Genomic DNA, 26995 nt, shown 5'->3' on the forward strand with positions numbered 1-26995 from the left:
CAGATCCTTTACGCAAACAGACGAACTTCGCCGTCACCTTCAATATTGGTTACGCAGCGATGGCACAGCGTTGGGTGAGCCTCAATCGTGCCCACTTCTTCTCTATGGTGCCAACAACGTTCGCATTTCTCAGCTGTTGTTGCATTTACCATTAACTTCAATGACGCCAGCTCAGTTTCAACGGCATCGCCTGTCGCATCTGCCAATGGCAATACTTTGGCTTCTGAAGTTAACAGGACGAAACGCAGCTCATCACCAATGTGCGTTAACTGCTCAGTTAAAGCAGCATCGGCAAACAGCGTGACTTCGGCTTCTAAGGAGCCACCAATGCGTTTATCGCGGCGCGCTTGCTCGATGACCTTGTTGACTTCGTTACGCACAGTCAGCAGATTTTCCCAGTACGCATCACTTAAATCAGTATCTAAAGTGATAGATTGCAGATCTTGGTACCATTCTTGGGTAAACACATAAGCATCACGTTGACCAGGCAGTAATTGCCACACTTCATCGGCAGTAAAGCTCAGGATTGGCGCAATCCAACGCACCATAGCCTCAGCAATGTGGAACAGTGCAGATTGGCAGCTACGGCGGGCATGGCCCTCTTGCTTAGCTGTATATTGACGGTCTTTGATGATGTCTAAGTAGAAGCTACCTAGCTCAACCGAGCAGAACTGCATCAGCTTTTGCGTCACAATATGGAAGTTATATTGCTCGTAAGCTTCAATGATTTCTTGCTGCAGTGCTGCCGCGCGTCGCACCGCCCAGCGATCTAACGCCACCATATCTTCTACAGCCACTAAGTCCTTAGCAGGGTCGAAGCCATTAAGGTTCGCCAGTAAGAAACGAGCGGTGTTACGAATACGGCGATAAGCATCGGCGCTACGGTTTAAGATTTCATCCGATACTGTCATTTCACCGCTGTAGTCGGTTGCAGCAACCCAAAGACGCAGAATATCCGCACCTAGCTTGTTGGTGACTTGCTGCGGCGCAATAACGTTACCGATAGATTTCGACATCTTGCGACCTTTACCATCAACGGTAAAGCCGTGGGTCAGCACTTGCTTGTAAGGTGCTTTGCCAGTCATAGCGGTAGAAATCATCAGTGACGACATAAACCAACCACGGTGTTGGTCGCTACCTTCAAGGTATAAATCGACACCATGACCATGAAACTCTGGGCGCGCACCTACCACAGAAGCAAAGGTTGAGCCTGAGTCGTACCATACGTCTAGGGTATCGGTCACTTTACGGTATTGTTCGGCTTCTTCGCCCAGTAATTCGGCGGCATCGAGATCCCACCAAGCTTGAATGCCTTCTTGCTCAATGCGGTTGGCCACACGTGCCATTAACGACACGCTGTCAGGGTGCAGCTCTTCAGTTTCGCGGTGAACGAATAATGTAATTGGCACGCCCCAAGTACGTTGACGGGAGATACACCAATCAGGGCGATTCTCAACCATCTTCTCGATACGGCTTTGGCCCCAGTCAGGGATCCACTGAGTCTGCTCAATTTCGCTTAATGCTTGCTTGCGCAGATTTTGGTTATCCATTGAGATAAACCATTGCGGCGTAGCACGGAAGATAATGGGCGTTTTATGGCGCCAGCAGTGTGGATAGCTGTGACGGTACGCAACATGGTGTAATAGCGCGCCTTTTTCTTTCAGGAGTGCAACCACATTGTCGTTTGCTTTAAATACGTGTTGACCAGCAAAAAACTCAGTGTCTGGTTTGTAAACGCCGTTATCGCCAACTGGGTTGGCCACTTCTAAACCGTATTTTTGACCTACCACGAAGTCGTCTTGACCATGGCCAGGTGCCGTGTGAACCACACCCGTACCCGCGTCAGTCGTCACGTGGTCGCCTAAAATCGCAGGTACGTCAAAGGCTAAGAATGGATGCTTAAAGCGAACCAGTTCAAGTGCTGCGCCTTTAACTTTACCTAACACCTTGTGACTCTCGGCGCCGTAACGCGTCATACAAGCTTCAACTAACACATCGGCCAGAATAACTGCGTGAGTCGCACCCTCTTTCGTAAATTCAACCAAGCTGTAATCCAGCTCTGGGCTGATAGATAACGCGCGGTTAGCAGGCAGCGTCCAAGGTGTGGTAGTCCAAATCACCATAGCGACAGGATGTGAGTAATCGCTTACACCAAACTGAGCGGCTAAAGCTTTGCTATCAGTCGCAGTAAAGGCCACATCGATAGCGGGAGAGGTTTTATCCTCGTATTCCACTTCGGCTTCTGCCAATGCAGAACCACAGTCTGTACACCAATGAACAGGTTTAACACCTTTATGTAAGTGACCGTTTTCAATCACTTTAGATAAAGAGCGTACGATATTGGCTTCGGTAGCAAAGTCCATCGTTAAATAAGGCTTTTGCCAATCACCCAGCACGCCTAAACGAATAAAGTCAGCACGTTGGCCATCGACTTGCTCGGCAGCATATTTACGGCATTCCTCACGGAATTCGGCCGCAGAAATTTTTTGACCAGGCTTACCGACTTTTTGCTCAACTTTCAGTTCAATTGGCAGACCGTGGCAATCCCAACCAGGCACATAAGGCGCGTCAAAACCTGACATGGTTTTTGACTTAACAATAATGTCCTTAAGAATTTTGTTGACTGAGTGACCAATATGAATACTGCCGTTCGCATACGGTGGGCCGTCATGCAAAATAAAAGGTGTGCGGCCAATTCGGCTATCACGGATCTGCTGATACAGACCGTCTTTCGTCCAGCGCTCTAACATCTCTGGCTCGCGATTTGCCAAATTACCACGCATCGGAAACTCAGTTTCCGGCAAATTCAAAGTAAATTTATAGTCGCTCATTGATCCTATACCGTTAATTTAACTGATAAATATCAGCCTGCATCGTTACCAAATAAAGCTCTGGCCTCATTTGCATCATTCAAAATCTGTTGTTTTAGCGCATCCAATGAATCAAAGGGTTGTTCATCGCGAAGTTTTGCCACTAACTCAACCTCAACATGCTTGCCATAAATGTCACCTTCAAAATCAAAAAGATGCACCTCAAGCTGACAAACTTGACCATTTACGGTCGGGCGGAAACCAATGTTGGCAACCCCTTCATAAATATCGCTCTCATCCCAATAGAGTTTCACCGCAAACACCCCGCGCACGGGCACCACATTGCGTTTGAGGGCAATATTGGCGGTGGGAAAACCTATGGTTCGGCCAATTTTTTGGCCATGGGCCACGCGGCCGCTTAAGATAAAAGGATGACCAAGTAGGCGTCTCGCCTGCTCCAGGTTTCCTTTAGCCAATTGTTCTCTTACCGCGGTCGAACTCACGCGTTGCGAGCCCACCATAAAACTCTGGGTGCTGACCACGGTAAAGCCATAACGGACTCCCGCCTGCATCAGCATTTCAAAATTGCCTTTTCGGCCTTGACCGAAGCAAAAGTCATCGCCAACGACGAGGTATTTCACCCCGAGCTTGCGCACCAGCAGTTCTTCGATGAAATGCTCTGCTGGTTGGTCTGCAAAGGCACGATTGAAGTTAACACACACTAATCGTTCAACGCCTAACTCATCTAACAGGATGATTTTGTCCCGCAATAAACTCAAACGTGCGGGCGCATTCTCACCACGGAACAACTCCTGTGGTTGAGGCTCAAACGTCATCACTGTCGGAGGTAATGAAAGCTGCTTGGCCTTTTGCACCAGATTGGCAATCACCTGTGCATGGCCGCGATGCACGCCATCAAAATTACCTATCGTCAGCACACAGCCATGGTGAGATGACAAAATGTTATGTATACCGCGGATTAATTCCATAACTTTAGACAACTGCCAAGCGCAAATCGGCTGATTATATAACAGCTAACGATAAGAATCAGCAATCAAACTCCCCGTTTCATTGACCAAGGACGAATTCCTAACGCCAATAAGCCAAGTAAATACGTCATAGCGCCAACAGCAATCAAACCAATCAAAGCCTTAGCACGCCCAGCCAGCTGCCATTCCAACCATTGGGATTGTGAAGGTAAGAAGTAGTACAAGACTACCACCATCAAGGCCGTTGAAACCACGGCTTTAAGGAAAAACACCATTGTTGGCTTAGAAATTCGGTAAACACCCGCCTTATGTAGGCCGCGATATAACAGAGTGGCATTCAATAAAGCCGACATCGATGTCGCAATCGCTAAGCCGACATAACCAAAGGGAATCGCAAAGATCAAGTTAAAGCCCATGTTAGTGATCATGGCGATAATGCCATAACGCACAGGGGTCTTAGTGTCTTGGCGCGAGTAATATCCAGGCGCTAACACTTTAATAAGCATAAAGCTGAGTAAACCACTGCCATAAGCCATCAAGCTGTAGGATGCCATCTCAACGTCTTGGATAGAGAAGGCGCCGCGCATAAACAGCACCATCAACATAGGTTGGGCGAGCACAATCAGCCCCATCATGGCGGGTAATCCTAATAAAAGAATCGCCTTGATGCCCCAATCCATGGTTTTACCAAAGCCATCACCTTCTGCATTTACATGATTTCGAGATAGAGCAGGTAGAATCACAGTGCCAATGGCAATACCAAACAAACCGAGTGGAAATTCCAATAAACGGTCCGAATAGTACAACCAGCTAATAGAGCCCGTCATCAGGAAGCTGGCGATAAAAGTATCGAATAACAGATTAATTTGTGAGACTGACACACCAAAAAGCGCAGGGATCATCAGGGTTCTAATCTTCACGACCCCAGGGTGTTTCCAGCCCCATGACGGTTTAACGAGAGCCTTTTCTCTAAGTAGAAAGGGGATCTGGAATAAAAACTGAATTAAACCGCCACAGAACACCCCCCACGCCAAGGTAATTTCAGGCTGGGAATACGTCGGCGCAAAAAACATCGCCGCCGCAATAATGGCCACATTTAAGAATACTGGGGTAAAGGCTGATACCGCAAAACGCCCGCGGGTATTTAGAATAGACCCAGCTAACGCGGTAAAGGTGATAAACCATAAATACGGGAAGGTGATTTTAAGCACAACGGTTGCCAGCTCAAACTTGGCACCATCGGGCTCATTGTTAAGCCAGGCCACAAACCAGCCGCCACCAAATAAGGCCGACAATACGGGGGATGCGATAACACCGATAAGAGTCACTATGGTCACCAAGAGCCCTAAGGTCCCCGCCACTTTACTGAGTAACTCTCGAGTCTCGTCCGAAGTGTGTTTTTCCTGATATTCGGTCAATACGGGAACAAATGCCTGAGCAAAAGCGCCCTCTGCAAATAATCGACGTAAAAAGTTAGGAATTTTATTGGCGAAGAAAAAAACGTCGGCGCTTGTCCCTGCCCCCATTAAATTGGCAACAACTACATCTCGAACCAAACCTAAAACACGAGAAATCAACGTCATAGCACTAACAATCATGCCAGATTTCAATAATTTTTTACTCAAACGTCCCCCAGACCTACATCGAATGGATTAGGTGATTCATCTCAAAAAATCGACTCAGGCTCTGTCACACTGCGGCAATAGCTGTTAGAATTGCGCCACATATTACACGAGTTGGGTTGAAGATAGCCAAGGCGGGTTGAATTAATTTATCTTTATGATGATTATTCAATCATAGTCATTGACAAAGTGACTAAATGCAGGCATATTCCTCGGCCTTTAAAAGTATCAAATCCAGTTTTTAGGAGTTGCACCTTGGCTAATAGCAAGTCTGCAAAGAAGCGCGCGCTTCAATCTGAAAAGCGTCGTCAGCATAACGCCAGCCGTCGCTCAATGTTACGTACATACGTTAAAAAAGTAATCGCTGCTATCAAAGCTGGCGATCACAAAACAGCAACTGAAGCTTTCGCTGCTGCACAACCAATCGTTGACCGTATGGCGACTAAAGGCCTTATTCACAAGAATAAAGCTGCCCGTCATAAGGCTCGTTTGAACGCTAAGATCAAAGCACTAGCTGCTTAATTTTCTTAGTAAATAAAAAAAACCGGCAATTGCCGGTTTTTTTATATCTGATGATTACCATTAATGACAATAAATATTGTTCAGTAAATGGATCATCTCACGCACTTCATCACTCTTAAGCGAATAAAATACGGTTTGCGCTTCTTTGCGTGTGGTTACTAAATTATCTTTGCGCAACCAAGCAAGGTGTTGTGATAGTGCCGATTGACTTAAGCCTAATTTTTTATTCATTTCGCCAACGCACATTTCACCTTCGTTCAATAAATAACAAAGGATAAATAAACGGCGTTCGTTTGCGAGTGCTTTTAATAGCACTACGGCATGATCGGCTCGCTCCTGCATCAATTCAATATTCATTACGCACTTTTTCTCCTAAAACTAACCCCTGCGCTAATATAGCGTTGCCTTACAGATATAGTCGGGACATAAAGCACACTTTTTGCTAGATTGTTTTCAAAAATGGGACATGCTTAATAAAAATAAAGGAAACCTATGAAATCCTACCAAACAACACTAATAACTGGGCTATTTATTGGCGGTTTGAGCGCCTGCCAAACTCACGTAGAAACACCCGTAAAAAATGATATTCCAGCTCAATTGCAGCAAACCGCATTAGCGTCATCCTTGGGATATGACATAGTCGAATCCCTCACTGTAGAAGTCGGTCCACGCTTAGCTGGCAGCCCAAAAGACATTATTGCCGTAAACTGGGCAATGAATAAGTTAACAAGTCTTGGGTTTGATAAGGTTTATAAAGAGCCAGTACAAGTTCCAATTTGGGAACGCGGAGAAGCCAAAGCCAAGATGATCTCGCCGGTAGAACAACCTTTAGTGATAACTGCCTTAGGGGGCAGTGTTGCAACGCCAATTGAAGGGATTAAGGCCAAAATTGCTCGTTTTGATAGCCTTGCGGCACTAGAAACGGCAAATCCAGAAGATGTAAAAGGCAAGATTGCCTTTATCGACCAAAAGACCGAACGTCACATCACAGGTGAAGGTTATGGCAAAAGTGTCGGCGGCCGCTCAAAAGGCGCTGTCGCAGCAGCACAAAAGGGAGCCGTAGCAATCGTCATTCGCTCAATTGGCACCGACCATGACCGCATGGCGCACACTGGTGTGATGCGCTATCAAGATGGCGTGCCTAAAATCCCAGCCGCAGCGATGTCTAATCCCGATGCCGACTTAGTAGATGCGATGTTAAAACGCAATCCAAACGCGGTGCTCGAACTACATATGTCACCAAAGGATTTAGGCTCCAACACATCCTACAATGTGATTGCAGAAGTCACTGGCAGTAGTAAACCTGACGAAATCGTACTGATTGGCGCCCATTTAGATTCTTGGGACGAAGGTACAGGCGCGATTGATGATGGCGCTGGAGTTGCCATTGTGACGGCAGCAGCGAAACATATTCAAGATCTTCCGCAAAAGCCCGCTCGTACGGTACGAGTGGTTCTATATGCTGCCGAAGAAATTGGTTTAGTGGGAGGCAAGGCTTATGCTGAAGCGCACAAAGCCGAGCTACCTCTGCATTATATCGCTGCCGAATCGGACTTTGGCGCTGGCCCGATTTATCAAATCGACACTAAGGTAAGTGACAGTGTTTTAGCCCAAGTTCAAGAGAGCATAAAACCAATGACATACAACGGTGTTGCCCTCGGCAATAACCAAGCCTCTGGTGGGCCTGATGTCTCTATGCTGCCCGCATTAGGCGTACCAGTTGCTTCATTAAGACAGGATGGCCACGATTACTTCGATTATCATCACACCCCTAACGATACCTTAGATAAAATAGACCCTAAGGCGCTGGCACAAAATGTGGCTGCGTACGCTCAATTTGCTTATATCATGGCAAACTCGAATTTAGTGTTAACCCCCATTAGCACTGAATCGAAATAAGCCTCATAAGTAAATCATTCACTCATAAAAAGAGCAGCCTAAGCTGCTCTTTTTATTTAAACCGTAATAGGTTACTGCGCTTCACGCAAGAATGTTGGCTCATTCGGTTTACTCAATTCTTCACTGTAGTAATAACCTGCCACATCAAACGCTTTTAATTCATCAATCGAACTGACTTGCTGATCAATGATATATCTTGCCATCATTCCCCGCGCTTTTTTCGCAAAGAAACTGATGATTTTATATTGGCCATTTTTAAAGTCTTTAAATACTGGAGTGATTAATTGCCCAGTTAATTGCTTTGGTTTAACCGCTTTAAAATATTCATTCGATGCAAGGTTAATTATCAGTTCATCCCCCTGCTCTGCAACGGCACGATTGACCGCTTCGGTGAGAGTATTACCCCAGAAATCGTAGAGATTCTTACCTTTAGGATTGGCAAGCGTAGTCCCCATTTCTAAACGGTAAGGTAAAATCAAATCCAAGGGTCGCAGTAAACCATAGAGCCCAGATAAAATACGCAATTGTGACTGGGTACGTTCGAGCTGTTCAGGCGTCAACGTATCGGCATCAAACCCCGTATACACATCACCCCGAAAAGCAAAAATCGCCTGTTTGGCGTTGGCAATATTGTAGTCGGGCGTCCACTCACCAAAACGCGCGGCATTTAAGCCCGCGATATTATCGCTCACCTTCATTAATGTTGCTATGTCACTCGGGGTTAACCGTTGGCAGACCTGAATGAGTTCTTGGCTATAAGCTAAAAAATCGGGCCGAGTATGGGTTTGAGTCAAAGGAGGTTGCTCAAAATCTAGGGTTTTCGCCGGTGAAACCAAAATCAACATTAACACGCTCCAACAAATAAAATACGCCACTATGATACTGAACAGGTATAAAAAAACCACGTACGGATGACGTGGTTTTTCCGATAGCGTTAATCAGTGAACTTGAGTTTAGCGACTCAGCGCAGATTCTGTACGCGTTTTCGCCTGCTCGTTGGCACTATTATCCTGCCAAATACCATCATCGAGTTGTTCCATTAACTCAGGGAACTTACTGCGATCGAACTCAGGCATTTTGCCACTCTTCAATTGTTCACAGTAATCATTAATAACCCGAATCGCGAGGCCCGATAACAGCAGCAATGCAATGATATTGACCGTGGCCATCAGCCCCATAGACACGTCCGCTAAGTTCCACACTAAGCTGATTTTAGCCACAGCGCCAAACATCACCATGCCCAATACGCACAGACGGAATAGCGGTAACGCCTTAGTGCTGTTGCCCGTCAAGAACATCACATTGGTTTCCGCATAGGAATAGTTAGCAATGATAGAGGTAAAGCAGAATAGGAAAATGGCTATCGCGATAAAGGCGCCGCCCCAGTCTCCAACGTGGTTTGACATCGCATTAATGGTGAGACGAATGCCGTCTTCACTAGAACCGATATCGCCTGAAAGTAAAATAATTGCCGCAGTTGCAGTACAGATAACTATGGTATCGACAAACACTCCCATCATCTGCACAAAACCTTGGGATGCTGGATGGTTAGGATTCGGTGACGCACTGGCCGCGACGTTTGCTGCGCTCCCCATCCCCGCCTCGTTTGAGAACAGACCACGGGCAATCCCCGCTTGCATGGCTTGTGCGACAGTATAAGCAACACCGCCCGCAGCAGCCTCTTGCCAACCGAAAGCACTCTTTACGATCAGGCTTATTACAGCAGGTAATTGTTCTAAGTTGAAAAGCACAATAATGAAAGCGATCAGAATATAAGCCAGCGCCATGATAGGCACGATAAACTCAGAAACTCGTGCAACTTTACGTAATCCACCGACAATCACAAAGCCACTGGCAATCACTAACCCAATACCCACATAGGTTGGATTGAAGCCAAACACCCGCTCCATTGCCCCCGTAATGGTATTCGCTTGCACCGCGTTAAACACCAGACCAAAGGCAATGATCAAGAAGAAAGCAAACAACACTCCCATCCATCTCTGACCAAGCCCTTTCTCCATATAATAGGAAGGGCCGCCGCGGAATTGACCGTTGGTGTCACGCACCTTATATACTTGCGCAAGAGTCGACTCCACCATAGCCGTCGCCATACCTAGCATGGCAATAAGCCACATCCAGAATACAGCGCCAGGTCCAGCTGCGCCGATAGCCACAGCCACCCCAGCCATGTTTCCAGCCCCCACACGGGCCGCCATACTGGTACAAAAGACTTGGAATGAAGACAGACCACTCTCGCAACCTTGGCGGCTCATGGTCATCACTTTAAGAGAATGTTTGAAATGCGTAATTTGAATAAAAACAAGTCGTAAGGTGAAATAAAGGCCCGCACCCACCAGTCCGTATACGAGCAATTTGCCCCAGAGCAGTGCGTTCAAAAAGTTTACAATGGTTTCTAGCATATTATTTTACTTCTTCCCGTAGCAAATGCCCTCCTCTACCTATAATTAAGGGAGAGGTGCAACATTTGTGGTGAATGAATCCTTCCAAATAAAGGTAAGAATATCGGTAGATTTATTCTTTCAAATTATCCTTCCGTGAATTTACAACATCACGGCTACCGAATTCAACGCAGCAAAATAGCACAGTATTCGAAATTACTCATGTGATCAAGCCTACGTTTGCCCACTAAAACAGCAGTGAACTCACACAGACAAAGCTCAGATAAGTCACTGTTAATATTAAATTAACAAAAATACAAACTTAAGCCACATGCGTTAACCACAGACACAAGTTTTAAAATTTGGATGTAGAACACATTTTTGTAAGAAAATTACAAATATAGTAACTACAAGAAAACACAATTCACTTCCGTCTGCTCCAATGAGGCTTAATATGACGACTACTACACATGAGATTAATGCTCTTAAAAAGTATGTAAGAGCCACAAACTTCCTCGCTACGTCTCAGATTTATTTAAAACAAAACGTATTACACAAACGACCCCTTGCGCATTCAGACATTAAGCCTCGTTTGCTCGGTCACTGGGGAACCTGTCCAGGTATCAACTTTGTTTATGCCAACGTCAACCGACTCATTGTAAAACATAATCGTCCTTTCATTTACCTCGTCGGCCCAGGCCATGGTTTCCCCGCAGTACAAGCTAACTTATTCATTGAAGGCTCACTCAGCCACTTCTATCCAGAAACCATTCCTTATAATGAAACCGGTATCGAAGATATCTGTAAGAAGTTTTCTGCAGCCTATGGTTATCCATCACACGCAAACCCTGAAGCACCCGGTCAAATCCTTGAAGGGGGCGAATTAGGTTACTCGTTAGCTGTCGGTTGGGGCGCCGTATTAGACAATCCTGATCTTATCGCAACAGTATTAGTCGGTGACGGTGAATCTGAAACCGGCCCTCTGGCAGCCTCTTGGTATGCGAACCGTTTAGTCTCCCCCGCAACCAACGGTGCAGTGTTACCAATCGTGCATATCAACGGCTATAAAATTTCGGGCCCAACCCGTATGGGACGTATGAGCCATGAAGAGCTAGATCTTGAATTCCGTGGTCTGGGTTACCACCCTATTATTGTCGACAGTGAAGCGGAAGAAGATATCTACGTTCAAATGACAGCCGCGATGGATACAGCTTACAGCATGATCAACGATATCCAAACCCGTGCTCGTAAAGGTGAAGATGTTGTCAAACCTCGCTGGCCAGTGATTTTAATGCGCACCGCTAAAGGTTGGACAGGTGTAAGCGAATATAATGGTACAAAATTAGAAGGTAACTGCGAATCGCACCAAGTTATCGTCAATAAATGCGCGACGGATAAAGGTCACCTTAGCGCACTGGATAACTGGCTTGCCAGCTATCAGTTCCAGGAGCTTTACCAAATCAATACCCAGGGTGAACTGATTTTTGATGCGGATATTAGCTCTCTGATCCCACCAAAACATTTAGCCTGTGGTCGTCAACATCTTACTTATGGTGGTGAAGTCGTCAGAGCCCTATCAAATCCAGATCTAGAAAAGCTCAGCTACGGCCCAGAAGTTCCACGTGGACACCGCGGTTACTCCATGTTGAAAATGGGACAATGGATGCGTGACGCATTCAAACTAAACCGTGATCAACGTAACTTACGCATCTTTAGCCCAGACGAAACCTATTCAAACCAACTGCAAGCGGTATTTGAAGAAACCGACCGCGCATGGCAATGGCCAATTGAAAGTTGGGACGAGGATATGACTCGTGATGGCCGCGTACTCGAGTTACTCTCTGAGAACTTACTGTTTGGTATGCTACATGGCTACACTGTGACAGGTCGTCACGGCATGTTCCCAACTTATGAGTCTTTCTCACAGGTTGTGTCTTCCATGGCCGACCAATACTGTAAGTACGTTTACGCCAGCCAAGGGGTGCATTTCCGTAAACCCTTACCCGCGTGCAACGTCGTACTCTCTTCATTATTAGAGCGTCAAGATCACAACGGTTACTCGCATCAAAATCCATCATTCTTGGGTGCGATGCTAGAAAAACATCCAAAGATCATTTCGGCTTATTTACCTGCGGATGCAAACAGCACCTTAGTTTATACCGAACGCGCTTTTGCAGATCGTGACAAACTGAACATCCTAGTGGCAGGTAAAAAAGAACTGCCACAATGGTTGAGTTTGGAAGAAGCACGTAAGCAAGCCAAAGACGGTGTGATGGTGTGGGATTTTGCTTCCGATGAAAATCCAGATATCGTTCTTGCCGGCTGTGGTGATTATGTTACTCAAGAATGTATGGCTTCACTTGTGATTATTCGTGAACTCTTGCCTAGAGTCAGAATTCGTTTTGTCAGCGTGACCGAATTAAGCAGTGATGGTTTAGGTAGCCGTAAGTTTAAAGAAAAACCTTGGATGATGGATGAAATATTTACCCAAGATAAAGGGGTTGTATTTAACTATCACGGTTATCCAAATACTATCAAAAAGTTAATTTTTGACTACAAAGGAAGCCGCCGTTTCAGAATTAAAGGTTATGAAGAAGAAGGTTCGACTACAACACCATTTGATATGGGTGTTCGTAATGGCACTTCTCGCTATCACCTTGTTATTGATATGGCTTACAAACTATTCCAACAAGGCGTCATCGATGAAACCAAGCACGTTTCAATCACAACCGATATGCTGCAACGACTCGTTGATCATCGCAACTATATTAAGGCAAACGGTGTAGACCCTATCGAAATTGAAAATTGGGTTTGGACCCGTTAATCTCAAATTTTAATTAACAAATTAAATACAATTAAAAGGCATCCTTCGGGATGCCTTTTTAACATGAAAATAAATTTACAGCACACTAACCCTAAAAAAACTTCAGACTAAGCACTGGAAAAATTTAACAAATGAAGTGATAATTAATCGCTGGCTACAATACCAAAGGATCCCCACACTAAGTGCTAGCAATGTTTTGCATAAAACCTGCAAAGCATATTGGTGGAGAATCATAAACAATGGACTTAGAGAAAATGATGAAGAATACATTAAAAGTAGTTTTGCTTACATCAATGCTTCCACTTGCTGCCAGTGCATCTCAAGAGCTAACCCCTTGGTATATTGGTGCAGGTTTAGGCGTTAATAACTACGAACACATTGCAACTGATAACGGCGATGATAACCCATACGCATGGGACATCTTCGCAGGCTATATGTTTAATGACTACTTTGGTGCAGAAATCGGCTATCGTGATCTAGGTAGTGCAGACTGGACTGCTGCAAACATTCACAACGATGCTGACGTTAGAGGTGCAACACTTGGCTTAGTTGGTGTATGGCCACTAGGTAACCGTTGGAGCCTATCTGCTGAAGCTGGCGCAATGTACTATACTCTGGAAAATGACCAACGTTCTAGTACAGCTCATGGTTCGTACAGCTCTAGCGATTTTGCCCCTTATTTCGGCGCAGGAGTAGGTTATAACTTCACAGATAACCTGAAGTTACAAGCTAAATACCGTCGCTATGAAAACTTAGATGAAACAGACTTCAACACTATTGAAGCTGACAGCAACTACTGGGGCTTAGAATTAAGCTACCGTTTTGGTAGTGCTGCTGCGGCAGCGCCAGTAGCTGCAGCCGTTGTTGCTGCAACACCAGTTGACTCTGACAACGATGGCGTTTACGACGATAAAGATCAGTGCCCAGCAACTCCAGCAACTCACAAAGTTGACTCTGTTGGCTGTACTATCTATGAAAACGTTAAGAAGCAAGAAGATGTAGGTTCTATCCAGTTTGCTAACGATTCTGCTGTAGTGAAGAAAGAGTACTACAAAGACATCGAAAGACTGGCTAACTACATGAACAAAAACCCAGAGTTCACAGTTGAAATTGCTGGCCACGCTTCTAACGTAGGTAAGCCAGAATACAACATGGTTCTGTCTGACAAGCGTGCTGACGCTGTTGCTAAGATCCTTGTTGAAAAATATGGCATCAGCCAAAGCCGTGTAACTTCTAACGGTTACGGTATCACTAAGCCATTAGTCGCTGGTGACACTAAAGAAGCTCATGCAGCTAACCGTCGCATCGAAGCTATCGTGACAACTACTGAAAAACAACCTGTTCTGAAGTAATTGCACTCTTAAGAATAAAAAAGTCGCTGCTTGCAGCGACTTTTTGTTTTTATAACATCTACACTATGCAATCTGATGACGCTTAGCTCACTGTTGTAATGCAATCACAGCTTTTCGCCTAAATTCGATATAGTTTTACCATTTTTGTAATTTTTTTACATTGATGGTTGGAAAAGTTGGCAAAATCGCTTCTAATAGTCATCAGTTCATTTCTGAGTTTAGACCGCTATCTGAGAAGGATGTTTTTCATGGCAAATACATTAGAGCAACTCAAGTCATACACTACGATTGTGGCCGATACTGGCGATATTGAAGCGATCAAACGCTATCAGCCAGAAGACGCAACGACCAACCCATCACTCATTCTAAAAGCGGCTCAAATTCCCGAGTATAGCGCTCTAATCGACAATGCTATCGCATGGGCTAAATTACAAAGTGCTGATATTGAGCAACAGATTGATGATGCCAGCGATAAACTTGCAGTGAACATTGGTGTCGAGATTCTAAAACTGGTCCCAGGCCGTATTTCAACCGAAGTGGATGCCCGCTTATCCTTCGATAAAGAAAAATCCATTGCCAAAGCGCATAAGCTAGTACGTCTCTACAAAGAAGCGGGCGTGGATAAATCTCGCATTCTGATCAAATTAGCCTCAACTTGGGAAGGCATTTGTGCCGCCAAAGAGTTAGAGCAAGAAGGCATTAACTGTAACTTAACCCTACTATTTAGCTTTGCTCAAGCACGTGCCTGTGCAGAAGCGGGCGTGTACTTAATTTCTCCATTCGTTGGTCGCATCCTCGACTGGTACAAAAAAGACACAGGTAAAGACTATGACGCAGTAAATGACCCAGGTGTTGTTTCTGTGACTGAAATTTACAACTACTACAAACAGCATGGCTATAACACGGTAGTCATGGGTGCAAGTTTCCGTAATATCGGTGAAATCATCGAATTAGCGGGTTGTGACCGCCTGACTATTGGCCCTTCATTACTCGAAGAGCTGGCAAACTCTCAAGTCGCTATTCAACCTAAACTCATTCCTGCCAGCACCACAGTTGCAGCCGACGAACCTTTAACCGAAGCGCAATTCCGCTGGGACTTCAACCAAGATCCTATGGCTGTCGACAAGTTAGCAGAAGGTATCCGTAACTTCGCCATCGACCAAGGCAAACTCGAAGTCATGCTCAAGGCAAAACTGGCAAACTAAGTATCTTCGGAGACGATTCGATGACTATCTTGACCCAAAGCACAACTTGGCAAGCGTTAGCAGCGCATAGCCATCAGATCCCGCATATGCGGGAACTCTTTGCAGGCGATCCGGCACGCTTTAGTAACATGTCGCTTTCTACCTGTGGCTTATTTTTAGATTATTCAAAAAATAGAGCGACACCTGAAACACTCAACTTGCTGCTGACGCTGGCGCAAGAGGCAAAGCTTGACGCTAAAATCAAGGCGATGTTTGCCGGTGATATTATTAACACCACCGAAAAACGTGCCGTATTACATACCGCACTGCGCAGCACCGCCGAGCAATCCATTGTTGCCGAAGGTCAAGATATCGTCCCTGAAGTACAGCAAACGCTGCACAAAATGCAGCAGTTTGTTACTTCAGTCACCTCAGGACAATGGAAAGGTTTCACTGGCAAAGCCATTACCGATATCGTCAGTATCGGTATCGGTGGTTCGTTCCTTGGCCCTAAAATTGTTTCCCAAGCATTACGCCCTTACTGGATTACAGGTCTCAACTGCCATTTCGTTGCCAACGTCGATGGCACCTCGATCAGTGAAAAACTTAAGCTGCTCGATCCAGAAACCACTCTGTTTATCATGTCCTCTAAGTCTTTTGGTACACAAGAGACGCTGACCAATACCCTAACGGCGAAGGCGTGGTTCTTAGCCAAAGGTGGTTCACAGTCAGATGTGGCGAAACACTTTGTTGCCGTGACCTCTAACGTGGCAAAAGCGACCGATTTTGGTATCGATGCTGGCAATATTTTCCCAATGTGGGGCTGGGTTGGTGGTCGTTATTCACTTTGGTCAGCCATTGGTTTACCCATCGCTTTACTCATCGGCATGGATAACTTCCGCTCCCTATTAAAGGGCGCGCACCAAATGGATACCCATTTTGCCAATGCGCCTCTAGCGGAAAACATGCCAGTGATCATGGGATTACTATCTCTGTGGTATGGCAATTTCTTTAATGCTCAAAGTCATGTGGTATTGACCTACGATCATTACCTACGTGGACTTCCCGCTTATTTCCAACAACTGGATATGGAAAGTAACGGTAAGTCAGTTACCCTTAATGGTACCCATGTGGATTACAGCACGGGTCCGGTGATTTGGGGCGGCGAAGGTACAAATGGCCAACATGCTTACCACCAGCTGCTGCATCAAGGTACCGCATTAATTCCGGCCGATTTTATTATGCCGCTGCAAAGCCATAATCCTATTGGTGAACACCATGATCAGTTAGCTTCTAACTGCTTCGGACAGACTCAGGCGCTCATGCAAGGCCGCACCTTAGATGAAGCGCTGGCCGAATTGAGCAAGAGCAACTTAAGTGATGAAGAGAAGTTACTTATCGCCAAACATAAAGTCATGCCTGGCAATAAGCCAAGCAATACTCTGTTAATGGATAAGCTGACTCCTGAAACCTTAGGTGCACTGATTGCGCTCTATGAGCACAGAACCTTTGTCCAAGGCGCTATTTGGGACATCAACTCCTTCGACCAATGGGGTGTTGAACTCGGTAAAAGCTTAGGTAATGACGTCCTCGCCCGTATCGGCGCAGAGCAAGATGCCACCGCCTTAGATGCCTCGAGCAATGGGTTAATTAACCTGTATCGACACGGTAAAATCTGATCGAACAAAAAGCCAGCAATCGCTGGCTTTTTTATTGTATCTTTTTAATAATCTTAAGATATTCGTCAACAAGCTCATCTACTTCATTCGTCAAAATCAATGACATATCATTCAAACTTCATTTCAATTTAACACAAATGAAACATAATTCTTGCACCCTGTTTTGAAAATATGTTATTTAATCGCTGACAAAACATACAACAACAGGAGGTTACCATGGATCGTTTAGATTATGGTTGTGCGCTAGATGAAGTCGTAGAAAGACCCGATCGCTCGCGAGGCTCCAATAAAAAGCGTAAGTGGCGAGAAATTGAAGCGTTAAAGGACAAACATCGTTTACTCAAGGAACTTCAAGAGATTGATAACAACTTTGATTACGATATAGACGCTATCCAGTTGTAACCCATTGTTTGATAAACAGCATATAAAGAAAAAGCGCCAATGGCGCTTTTTCTGTTTTTATATTCCGCTATTCGGCAGTTCTAAGGTAAGAGCGCAGCTCATCAAAGGCCTGTTGCTCGCGGTCGAGGAATAACGGATCATCGATTAAAGACGCTTGGCACTGTTGCTCAATCACCTGCCAATCCTTATCGGTTAAGGTTTTAGCTAGTAATGGGAAGATTTCTCGCTCCTCCATTTGCATATGCTTTTCTTGCAGCTCCACATATTCTGCAAAATCAGCGACTAACTTATCCCTCGCGACCACAATATCACTCAAAATGAGATTTAAGGTATTCATTAACGCCGAGGATGCCGCCGTCACCACTTGGTGCTCGTCACTCAGCTTATCAATTTCATCGTTCGCCTTATGCGCCAAATAGTAAGCATAGATAATGTCTTCCACAGGATGATGACTGCGCTCAGCATATCCTTGCATATACTCAACTATGTCCCGAACCACGATAAAATTAATGGCTTCACCTTCAGCTAATTTCATCTGTTTGTTTTTCAAGACATTCAACAACACTGCTATATGTTTATGATCATGCATGAGTCTTTTAAGCATATCGCCTCCTGAACTGGGACTCTGACTATTGATACTAGTCAAGTCGTTTATCGATCTCCAATATAACAGGCGAATTCGTGTTCACTTTATGACCACGATCAAGTAATTAACATGAGAGTCTGTAAAAATGCGTGAATTGATCGGCAGATTAACCCTAAATGCCTAATAAAGAGTGGACAGTGAGTTAACTAAAGCAAAGCTAACTCACTGTTTATTTATGTCATTTTGTTAGTTGATTCAACTGGTGTTGCAATGCCTTAAACTTCGCAATCGCTTGCGTATCATCTGCGGTTGCTTCTCCCTCGGCTTTTGCCAATTCAGGGTATTGCTTCAGCAGCGTTTGCGCTAAGGCAGATGCCTCCTGCGTTTGTTTGGCTTCTATTAAGGCTTGTAAGCGTGTTAAAGACTCCATCAGAACTTCTTCCCGAGCCATTACAGGTGCATCTTGCTGCGGTAGTGCCCGTGCAATTTGTGGTGCAGCTCGAGACTCTAGTTGCTGATTTTCCTGCGCAGACATCTTAGCCTGTGCCCTCATCGCTTCCCTTTGCCTATTTTGTGTGGCGGCTTCTTCTCTAGCTTGATGCGCCATCTCTGCTTGTTGTGCAGCATTATCTAGCTCAGCCTGAGCGGGCATAGGCGCACTCATAGTCAAAGCGGCTGGCGCGACTAACTCTTCCTCAAAATGGCCTCGGTTGAGGATCACTAAACCGACGACGAGCACTAAGGAGGCAGCGCTCGATAACGCCCATGGAAAACGGCGCCACACAGGCGTGACAGAGGGCTTGAGCTGGTTAACGTTGATGTCAGCCAAATGGGCCTGTGATAGGCGCAATATATCTTGGTCGAGCCTCTCTGGCGGCATTTCCAGTGCTTGTTTGTGATACCAAGCCGAGACTTCCTGACGTAGTGCCTCTTCTTCCGATGACAGAGTGGAATTACTCATGGCCAACCTCCTGCCATTTAGCATTGACACAATCTTTTAAGCTTTGATATGCATAGCGAATGCGGCTCTTGGTCGCCTCGAGTGTCACCCCAGCAATATCGCTTATCACAGCGGCTGTAAAGCCCATTTCGATATTGAGAATAAAGGCTTCTTTCTGCACTTGGGGTAACAGGGCAATACAGGTTTTCAGCAACAGGCTCTTTTGCGTTTCCTGCCAATGCACATCGGGCTGCTCATGCTCCGCCCCCACAAAAGTATCTAGCCCTTCCTCGTTATCATGGCTGACTAAGTCGACGGGCTTAACCGCCCTGACATGGTCAATCAACAGATTATGGGCAATCCGATAGAGCCAAGTATTAAACTTAGCGCTCGGCTCATAGTTTGCGGCGGCACGGATCACCCGTCCCCAGGTTTCTTGATATAAATCTTCGGCTAACTGTTTGTCACCGAGTTGGCGTACAAAGTAACGGTACAAAGCGCCTTTGTGTTTAAGATAAAGCTGCTCAAACGCTTTGCCATCGCCCTTGGCATAGCGCAGCATTAACTGTTCATCGGTATGCTCATGGGCATGCATTTGCGGTATCGCCAGGGCCATGGCAGCTCCCTAATGGTTAACTAACTGAAACATAATAATTTAACTCATTGCTGATGCGGTTTATCCTCGGGCGGGAAAGGTTTATCTCCGGCATCAAAGGATTTTTTGATTGGCGCTCGCTGTGTTTGTGCGAGTGCAGCAGCTGTATCGACAAGTTGCATAAATTCATGTCGATAGCCGCTGGTATCTTCCCCCAGCGCAGAACGTGTGAGCGCACTAAGCTTATTATAATCAAATTGATGCAAATAGTGGCTTTGATTCAGCAACTGTCCTAATCCTGCCACCGCAGCGGCAAAACGAAAATCATCACTCGCCTGCGCTAATGATTTTACCCTTTGGTCTGCTCGAATCGGATAACTCAGTAACTGGCTTTGAGCCTCATCCGGTAGCTGATAACGTAATTTAAGATAGGCGATTTCGTCGCGGCTATATTTTTCATTACCCGTTTTGGGATTATAGCCATAGCGAAGTTTATCATTGGCCAAATTGCCCGCATCCACATAACGTAACTCGTAAAGCGCCGTGACTGTATGCCCAGCGCCAATTTCGCCCGCATCCACCTTATCGTTATTAAAATCCTCCCGCGCGAGGGCGCGGTTCTCATAGCCAATCAAACGATACTCGGCCACAAGAGCAGGATTAAACTCAACCTGCACTTTCACCTCTTTAGCTATAGTGAGTAAGGTTGCACTTAACTGTTCCACCAGCACTTTTCTCGCCTCATTGATAGAATCAATATAGGCATATTGCCCATTGCCCTTATCGGCTAATTGCTCCATCAGCTGGTCATTGTAGTCGCCCATGCCAAAACCGAGTGTTGTTAGCCCTATGCCCTGTTGTTTCTGCGAGCTAACTAAATCGATTAACTCATCAAGGTTGGTCGTGCCGACATTAAAATCACCATCGGTCGCGAGAATGACTCGATTGATGCCGCCTTCAACAAAGTGTTTCTGCGCTAATTGATAGGCAAGCTGAATCCCCTGCGCCCCATTGGTTGAACCACCCGCACTGAGCTGCTCTAACGCATAGTTAAGGGTTTGGGTATCGTTACCTGCTGCGCCATCTAACACCACGCCAGCGGCACCAGCATAGACGACAATCGAAACCTTATCCTGAGCATCCAGTTGCTGAGTCAGCATTTTCAAGGCAGTTTGCAGCAGAGGTAACTTATCGGGCGATGCCATCGACCCAGACACATCCAGCAGAAACACTAAGTTACTGGCGCCCAGTTCAGCTTTACTCTGCTCATATCCCTTCAAACCGATGCGAAGTAACATCATGTCATCGCTATAGGGCGATGGCGCAAGCTCGGTCGTAACACTAAAAGGCGCCTCATTTTTCCCAGGCAGTGGATAGTCATAGGAAAAATAATTGAGCATTTCCTCAACCCGCAGCGTGTCCTTCTGTGGTAATCGCCCTTCCTTTAACATTCGTCTTAAGGTCGTGTAACTACCAGTATCGACATCGATAGCAAAAGTGGAGACCGGAATTTCCCCCGCAACCATGATGCCGTTTTGCACTTGCTTCTCGAAGCGATTACGAACGGGTGAAACAGCCCCCGGCCAATCGCGGTTTAACGCTGGTGCCGCACTGATACTGGCCGCAGGTTGAGCGATATAGGCTCGATGTTCAGCACTCATTGTCCGCAGTTTTGCTGACGAGACTTGCTCATGCATGGCGATAGCGGCATCCCGCTGCATATTGGCCTGACGCTCGGCTCTTTCCTCAAGCTCAGCCTTTTCATCAAGCTCTGCCTGTTGCTCGGCGGCGAGTTTTGCTTGAGCGGCTAATTCAGCACGCTTTTGTTCAGAGGCTTTATCACTGCAACCACTCAAACCAAGTAATACGGCGAGTGTTAATCCCGAAACAACAAAGCTTAAATGCGTTTTGTAGCGAAAGACTGAAGATGGATATCTCATGATAGTGGCCTAATCAAAGTGTTCTCAATGGTTGATATCCCTATAAACGCAGGCCCGGCACAAAAGGGTTATTTAGCGAGCAAAATTGTCACATTCACTTTACCAAGCACAGTATTTATTAAAAACAAAGACATTTAACCGCCTTTTGCAACTATGATCACACAAGGACATTTTTCTGGACTCTAAAATAGAGCCTTGTAACAAGCCGCGTTTATGGACCCACACGTGTCACACTCTGCTCATTTGTTTTCATTAAGAATTGCCCACGCCCTTAGTGAGGCGTGCGTAAAAGATAAGTATTCGGTTAAGCGTTTTGGACAAGATCTGCTGGCGGGACTGACCGTCGGGATTATTGCCATTCCGCTCGCAATGGCACTGGCGATTGCCAGCGGCGTCGCACCACAATATGGCCTATACACCGCCATTGTCGGAGGTTTTATCATTGCGATGACGGGCGGCTCCCGTTATAGCGTGTCAGGGCCAACGGCCGCCTTCGTGGTGTTACTCTATCCGATCGCCCAGCAATTTGGTTTGGCGGGGCTGCTCATTGCCACAGTCATGTCAGGCATGATGTTAGTTGCCATGGCAATCTTAAGGCTCGGCAGATTGATCCTCTACATTCCAGAATCCGTCACCTTAGGCTTTACCGCGGGGATCGGGGTGGTGATTGCAACCTTGCAGCTAAAAGACTTTTTTGGCCTGCATATAGAACACATGCCAGAGCAGTATTTTGCCAAACTCATGGCCTTAGGTCAGGCATTACCCAGCCTTCACTTGCCAAGCTTATTCGTCGCCAGTGCCACCTTAGCCACTATGCTACTCTGGCCTAAATTGAAGATCCCTGTACCAGCCCATCTGCCCGCAATCGCCCTAGGTAGTATTCTCGCTCTAGTGTTAAATGCCATGGGCGCAGAGATTGAAACCATAGGGACACGCTTTCATTATCAATTAAGCGACGGCAGTATCGGCACGGGTATTCCTGCTGTCCTCCCCCACTTTGAATGGCCTTGGTTGCAGGCTGGCGCCAACGGTCAAGTCTTTGAATTTAATCTGGCCACCTTTCAAGCATTACTCCCCGCCGCCTTCGCGATAGCCATGTTAGGTGCGATTGAATCGCTGCTGTGTGCAGTAGTGCTTGATGGCATGACAGGCAAACGCCACAGCGCAAACAGCGAGCTTCTCGGCCAAGGCATAGGTAATATTATTACCCCATTTTTTGGCGGTATCCCAGCAACGGCGGCCATCGCCCGCAGCGCGGCAAACGTTAAGGCGGGTGCCCAGAGTCCGATAGCATCGATGACCCACGCCATAGTGGTCTTGGTTGGGTTAGTCGCGCTCGCGGGAGTATTAGCCTATTTACCCATGTCGGCCATGGCAGCATTACTACTGGTAGTGGCTTGGAATATGAGTGAAGCCCCCAAAGCGGTGCATTTACTGAAAACGGCGCCCACCAGCGATATTTTGGTGTTTTTAACCTGTTTTTCACTCACAGTCATTTTCGACATGGTGATCGCCATCAGCGTGGGGATTATCTTAGCCGCCCTGCTATTTATGAAAGAAATAGCAGAGATGACCAAACTCTATGATATCAGCAGTAATAAGCGCTATGTGGATCACCCCCTACCCGCTGACTGGGCGGTGATAAAAATTAACGGCCCATTGTTTTTTGCCGCCGCAGATCGAATTTTTGCCGAGATAGCGAGCCTCACCCAAGACAAACAAGTCATCGTCCTTTACTTAGATGGGGTATCCATCCTCGATGCGGGCGGTTTGTCGGCGCTCAATAAACTTATCGATAAATGTAAACTTAACCACACTAAGCTGATCATTGCCGATTTGCAGTTCCAGCCTATTCGCACCCTAGCGAGAGCTAAAGTGCAACCGATTGAAGGCGTACTGAAGTTTTATCCAACCCTGCGTGAAGCCTTGGCTGAAGCGCCTGTGCATGAACAGATTGTCGAATCAAGTACGACTGCCACTTATAAAGCCTCAAGTTAACCCTTCTTATACCTGTCCCCTGAAACCTTTAACGGTCTCAGGGGATTTAAGCCCATTCGGCGAACACTTTATCCACGCTAAAAGCGCTATTTTTACGCGCAAAAAACGTCAGAAATCAGGCTTTACATGCTATTATTCTGCGCCATGATGCTCCCGGCTCTGATAGGGGTTGCGGACATCGACTGTACCCAGACCTGATACAAGGTCAAAATATAATTAAAATTAGTGAGTTAAGGAGTTATCATGCAAGCCCTTGTTGCTGTTGTTATGGGTTCTAAGAGTGATTGGCCCACAATGGAAGCCGCCGCTGAGATCATGGATAAACTGCAAGTGCCTTACCATGTTGAAGTCGTATCTGCCCATAGAACGCCAGATAAACTGATGGAGTTTGCAGCCGAAGCCGCTGACCGTGGTTTTAAAATTATTATCGGTGGTGCGGGCGGAGCTGCTCACTTACCCGGTATGATTGCCTCAAAAACTCGCTTACCCGTATTAGGTGTACCAGTACAAAGCAAAGCGCTGTCGGGTATGGATAGCTTACTGTCTATCGTACAGATGCCAAAAGGCATTGCCGTAGGCACTCTGGCCATCGGAACCGCAGGTGCCTTTAACGCCGGTCTACTCGCCTGCCAAATCTTAGCCAATAACGATGCCGAACTTGCCGCACGTTTAGAAGCCTTTAGGGAAGAACAAACCCGCGCAGTGCTGGACAATCCCGATCCGAGGAAAGCCTAATGACTCAAGCAAGCGCAAAACCTAAGGTTTGGGTATTAGGTAATGGCCAACTTGGCGCCATGCTGACTCACGCGGGCGAACCTCTGGCGATTGATGTTCGCGCCGTTGATATCATGATGCCAACCGATGAAATCCTGCCGCTAGCGCCTCAGGATATCATCACCGCCGAACGCGAGCAGTGGCCCGAATCCGCCTTAAGCTTACAACTCAGCACCCATCCGCATTTTGTTAACGGTCCGGTATTTAGCCGCTTGGCCGATCGTTACAGCCAAAAAAGCTTACTCGACCAGATCCAAGTCCCAACGGCGCCTTGGACACTTGTCGATGATAAAACCGACGTCGAAAATCTGTACCAAGATTTTGGCCCTCGAGTGCTAATGAAGCGCCGCACAGGTGGTTACGACGGTAAGGGTCAACATTGGCTAAAACAAGCCGAAGCGGGAGAGATACCCCAAGATTGGCGTAACTTGGCCATTGCCGAACAAGCAATCAACTTCGATGAAGAAGTCTCCTTAGTCGGCGTACGTACCCGTGAAGGTCAATGCGTGTTTTATCCATTAACACTCAACCTGCACCAAGATGGTATTTTGATGGCCTCAATTTCGCCACTGACTCGTCTGAACCACCTGCAAGCGCAAGCGGAAGGCATGCTGAGCGCCATTATGCATGAGCTGGAATATGTCGGCGTGATGGCGATGGAATGTTTCCGAGTGGGCGATAAGCTGCTGGTTAACGAGTTAGCGCCGCGGGTGCACAACTCAGGCCATTGGACCCAGGCGGGTACCCATATGGATCAATTCCAACTGCATTTAAGAGCCCTGTGCGGTATTACGATTCCGCAGCCACAGGTGAACTTTCAATGTGTGATGGTCAACCTGATTGGTATCGAAAACGATCCCCGCTGGTTAAGCCTGCCCAATGCCGAACTTTACTGGTACAACAAAGAGGTTCGTCCTGGCCGTAAAGTCGGGCATTTAAACCTTTCTGTGCCGAATACAGCCGTGTTAAAAGACAGCATTGGCGCACTGCAAACTTGGATGCCAAGCCAATATCAAGCGCCCCTCGCGTGGATTTTAGCTGAGTTTGCTAAAGCCTAATTGAGCGCACAGATCACTGATAAGAGTACATATTTGTGCTCTTATCAGTTGATTTCTCCATCTTCGTTATATACTTATCCAAACTCAGCGTGAATGAGTTAGTGACCGAGTGATTAAAACTGACTAACCGGAGCACGAATAAGGGAACTGCCGAGTGAAATTAAGGGATAATTTTAAACGTAAAACCATAGACCGCTTGGACTATCGTTATCATCTATTGCTCTTGATAGTGCCGATAGTGCTATTCGTCTTATTATTTGTGTTTAATGCCCCCACCGAAGGCTGGACTATCCTCCCCCTGCTGTTTGTCTGCCTTATCTATGTGATTGCCTACAGCCTTATTTATTATCTTCACCAGGGCCGCTTAATGCGACTATGGCAACACTTAGAGCAGGTCGTCAGTATTAACGATGCCATTTATGAACTTGCCCACCTGTCGAGCCAATATAAAAATGAGCATGCGTTTCTCGACGCGCTGCTCAATAAAGCCGTCTGTATCATTAACGGTGCAGAAATGGGCAGCATCATCAAAGTCAACGAAGAAACCCATAGACTGCATTTCGAATCCGTTGTTGGGCTCGACCTTAACATGCTCAAGCAATTGAATTTTTCCCTCGAGCAATCCTTCGAATATCGACTCACTAAGGGGAAATGCGATCGCGTGGTGGTAGTCGATGATATGAAGAACATCAATGCCGCCAGCACGCTCACAACCGAAGAACAACACATCTTACTCACGGCTGCCAAACATCCGATCCGCTCGACGCTGTCCAGCCCGATACGCATCGACGGCAAACTCTACGGCATGCTTAATCTCGATAGCAGTAGCGTAGGCGCATTTAGCGACTACGACCGCAATCTGGTCTCCATTCTCACCCACGAGGCCAGCAATGCGATTGCCTTGTATCAAAAGTCACTGCAAATCACCAAATTGGCGAATTTCGACAATCTTACCGGACTCTATAACCGCAAAAATTTTGAAGATGCCCTACTGCATTGGCAACCCAAGCCGCATTTGGGCAGCTATCTAGTGATTATCGATATGGATAATCTCAAGAGCATTAATGACCAACAGGGGCACCAAGTCGGCGATTTAGCGATAAAGCAAGTGGCTAAGACTATCCTCGGCTTTTGGAAGCATAAAGGCATCATCTCACGCTTTGGGGGGGATGAGTTTGTTGCCCTATGCCATGGCCCACTAGAGCAGCTCGAAAATGACCTCGATGCCATGCGCCTCAAGCTGCACCAAGAGTCATCCCTCAATCTTAACTTCAGCGTGGGCATGTCGGCCTATGACAATGATTGGGCCATGTCTTTCAAACAGGCGGATAATGCAATGTATGAGCAAAAACGCGGTAAGAAAAAAGCGATAAAAGCACTCGAAGCGATTGCGGCCAATAACCAACTGATGCAATGAGTTTA

Annotated in this window: 21 protein-coding genes; 11 read left to right on the forward strand and 10 right to left on the reverse strand. The window is 46.4% G+C overall.

Annotated features, from left to right (window positions below; all coding sequences use genetic code 11):
* Positions 1 to 8 precede the first annotated feature (8 nt).
* The 3 genes from ileS to murJ all read right to left on the reverse strand — a co-directional run bounded on the left by ileS (position 9) and on the right by murJ (position 5424).
* The gene (gene ileS / locus CBX96_RS02315) at positions 9 to 2831 is read right to left on the reverse strand and encodes an isoleucine--tRNA ligase (protein ID WP_109285553.1); all 2823 of its coding nucleotides are present in this window, start codon (positions 2829 to 2831) and stop codon (positions 9 to 11) included.
* Between the two features lie 32 nt (positions 2832 to 2863).
* Positions 2864 to 3799 carry a bifunctional riboflavin kinase/FAD synthetase gene (gene ribF, locus CBX96_RS02320; protein WP_109285554.1) on the reverse strand — a complete coding sequence of 312 codons (936 nt, stop codon included), beginning with the start codon at positions 3797 to 3799 and terminating at the stop codon, positions 2864 to 2866.
* Positions 3800 to 3864: 65 nt separating this feature from the next.
* On the reverse strand, positions 3865 to 5424 hold the full coding sequence (gene murJ / locus CBX96_RS02325; RefSeq protein ID WP_109285555.1) for a murein biosynthesis integral membrane protein MurJ: 1560 nt from the start codon (positions 5422 to 5424) through the stop codon (positions 3865 to 3867).
* Positions 5425 to 5676: 252 nt separating this feature from the next.
* Here murJ and rpsT point away from each other — a divergent pair, with 252 nt between their 5' ends.
* Positions 5677 to 5943, forward strand: coding sequence for a 30S ribosomal protein S20 (gene rpsT, locus CBX96_RS02330; protein WP_011623708.1), 267 nt, complete (start codon positions 5677 to 5679; stop codon positions 5941 to 5943).
* A 60-nt stretch (positions 5944 to 6003) separates the two neighbouring features.
* On the opposite strand, the gene CBX96_RS02335 is transcribed toward rpsT, so the two are convergent.
* Positions 6004 to 6300: a metalloregulator ArsR/SmtB family transcription factor gene (locus tag CBX96_RS02335; RefSeq protein WP_006084975.1), complete on the reverse strand. Its 297-nt coding sequence runs from the start codon at positions 6298 to 6300 to the stop codon at positions 6004 to 6006.
* 135 nt (positions 6301 to 6435) lie between these two features.
* On the opposite strand from CBX96_RS02335, the gene CBX96_RS02340 reads away from it, so the two are divergent.
* Complete coding sequence (locus tag CBX96_RS02340; RefSeq protein WP_109285556.1) at positions 6436 to 7842, forward strand: M28 family metallopeptidase; 1407 nt, start codon at positions 6436 to 6438, stop codon at positions 7840 to 7842.
* A gap of 71 nt (positions 7843 to 7913) precedes the next feature.
* On the opposite strand, the gene yaaA is transcribed toward CBX96_RS02340, so the two are convergent.
* Together yaaA and CBX96_RS02350 are read right to left on the reverse strand one after the other, a co-directional pair.
* Positions 7914 to 8687 (reverse strand): peroxide stress protein YaaA, encoded by a 774-nt coding sequence (gene yaaA, locus CBX96_RS02345; RefSeq protein WP_109285557.1) that lies wholly within the window; start codon positions 8685 to 8687, stop codon positions 7914 to 7916.
* Between the two features lie 108 nt (positions 8688 to 8795).
* Positions 8796 to 10262 carry a sodium:alanine symporter family protein gene (locus CBX96_RS02350; protein ID WP_109285558.1) on the reverse strand — a complete coding sequence of 489 codons (1467 nt, stop codon included), beginning with the start codon at positions 10260 to 10262 and terminating at the stop codon, positions 8796 to 8798.
* A gap of 433 nt (positions 10263 to 10695) precedes the next feature.
* Here CBX96_RS02350 and CBX96_RS02355 point away from each other — a divergent pair, with 433 nt between their 5' ends.
* The 5 genes from CBX96_RS02355 to CBX96_RS02375 all read left to right on the forward strand — a co-directional run bounded on the left by CBX96_RS02355 (position 10696) and on the right by CBX96_RS02375 (position 17682).
* Positions 10696 to 13065 (forward strand): phosphoketolase family protein, encoded by a 2370-nt coding sequence (locus tag CBX96_RS02355; protein ID WP_109285559.1) that lies wholly within the window; start codon positions 10696 to 10698, stop codon positions 13063 to 13065.
* A gap of 239 nt (positions 13066 to 13304) precedes the next feature.
* A complete protein-coding gene (locus CBX96_RS02360) occupies positions 13305 to 14417 on the forward strand; it encodes an OmpA family protein (protein WP_181382122.1) in 1113 nt (370 codons plus the stop codon).
* Positions 14418 to 14665: 248 nt separating this feature from the next.
* Entirely contained in the window at positions 14666 to 15622 is a 957-nt protein-coding gene (gene tal / locus CBX96_RS02365; RefSeq protein WP_109285560.1) for a transaldolase, read from the forward strand.
* Between the two features lie 20 nt (positions 15623 to 15642).
* Entirely contained in the window at positions 15643 to 17280 is a 1638-nt protein-coding gene (gene pgi, locus CBX96_RS02370) for a glucose-6-phosphate isomerase (RefSeq protein WP_109285561.1), read from the forward strand.
* A 216-nt stretch (positions 17281 to 17496) separates the two neighbouring features.
* On the forward strand, positions 17497 to 17682 hold the full coding sequence (locus tag CBX96_RS02375; RefSeq protein ID WP_007650190.1) for a DUF3545 family protein: 186 nt from the start codon (positions 17497 to 17499) through the stop codon (positions 17680 to 17682).
* 67 nt (positions 17683 to 17749) lie between these two features.
* On the opposite strand, the gene CBX96_RS02380 is transcribed toward CBX96_RS02375, so the two are convergent.
* The 4 genes from CBX96_RS02380 to CBX96_RS02395 all read right to left on the reverse strand — a co-directional run bounded on the left by CBX96_RS02380 (position 17750) and on the right by CBX96_RS02395 (position 21743).
* Positions 17750 to 18286 carry a hemerythrin domain-containing protein gene (locus tag CBX96_RS02380; RefSeq protein ID WP_109285562.1) on the reverse strand — a complete coding sequence of 179 codons (537 nt, stop codon included), beginning with the start codon at positions 18284 to 18286 and terminating at the stop codon, positions 17750 to 17752.
* Positions 18287 to 18506: 220 nt separating this feature from the next.
* Positions 18507 to 19229, reverse strand: coding sequence for a hypothetical protein (locus CBX96_RS02385; RefSeq protein ID WP_109285563.1), 723 nt, complete (start codon positions 19227 to 19229; stop codon positions 18507 to 18509).
* Entirely contained in the window at positions 19222 to 19824 is a 603-nt protein-coding gene (locus CBX96_RS02390; protein WP_109285564.1) for a sigma-70 family RNA polymerase sigma factor, read from the reverse strand. The genes CBX96_RS02385 and CBX96_RS02390 overlap by 8 nt, the downstream gene beginning before the upstream one ends.
* 44 nt (positions 19825 to 19868) lie before the next feature.
* On the reverse strand, positions 19869 to 21743 hold the full coding sequence (locus tag CBX96_RS02395; RefSeq protein ID WP_109285565.1) for a VWA domain-containing protein: 1875 nt from the start codon (positions 21741 to 21743) through the stop codon (positions 19869 to 19871).
* Positions 21744 to 21968: 225 nt separating this feature from the next.
* Between CBX96_RS02395 and dauA the strand changes: the two genes are divergently transcribed.
* From dauA to CBX96_RS02415, 4 genes are all read left to right on the forward strand, one after another.
* Positions 21969 to 23741, forward strand: coding sequence for a C4-dicarboxylic acid transporter DauA (gene dauA / locus CBX96_RS02400; RefSeq protein ID WP_181382123.1), 1773 nt, complete (start codon positions 21969 to 21971; stop codon positions 23739 to 23741).
* Positions 23742 to 23984: 243 nt separating this feature from the next.
* Entirely contained in the window at positions 23985 to 24476 is a 492-nt protein-coding gene (gene purE, locus CBX96_RS02405; RefSeq protein ID WP_109285567.1) for a 5-(carboxyamino)imidazole ribonucleotide mutase, read from the forward strand.
* The gene (gene purK, locus CBX96_RS02410; protein WP_109285568.1) at positions 24476 to 25573 is read left to right on the forward strand and encodes a 5-(carboxyamino)imidazole ribonucleotide synthase; all 1098 of its coding nucleotides are present in this window, start codon (positions 24476 to 24478) and stop codon (positions 25571 to 25573) included. The genes purE and purK overlap by 1 nt, the downstream gene beginning before the upstream one ends.
* 154 nt (positions 25574 to 25727) lie before the next feature.
* Complete coding sequence (locus CBX96_RS02415) at positions 25728 to 26990, forward strand: diguanylate cyclase (RefSeq protein WP_109285569.1); 1263 nt, start codon at positions 25728 to 25730, stop codon at positions 26988 to 26990.
* Positions 26991 to 26995 lie beyond the last annotated feature (5 nt).

The sequence above is a fragment of the Shewanella sp. BC20 genome (genome assembly GCF_003129585.1).
GTDB classification, from domain to species: Bacteria; Pseudomonadota; Gammaproteobacteria; order Enterobacterales; family Shewanellaceae; genus Shewanella; species Shewanella seohaensis.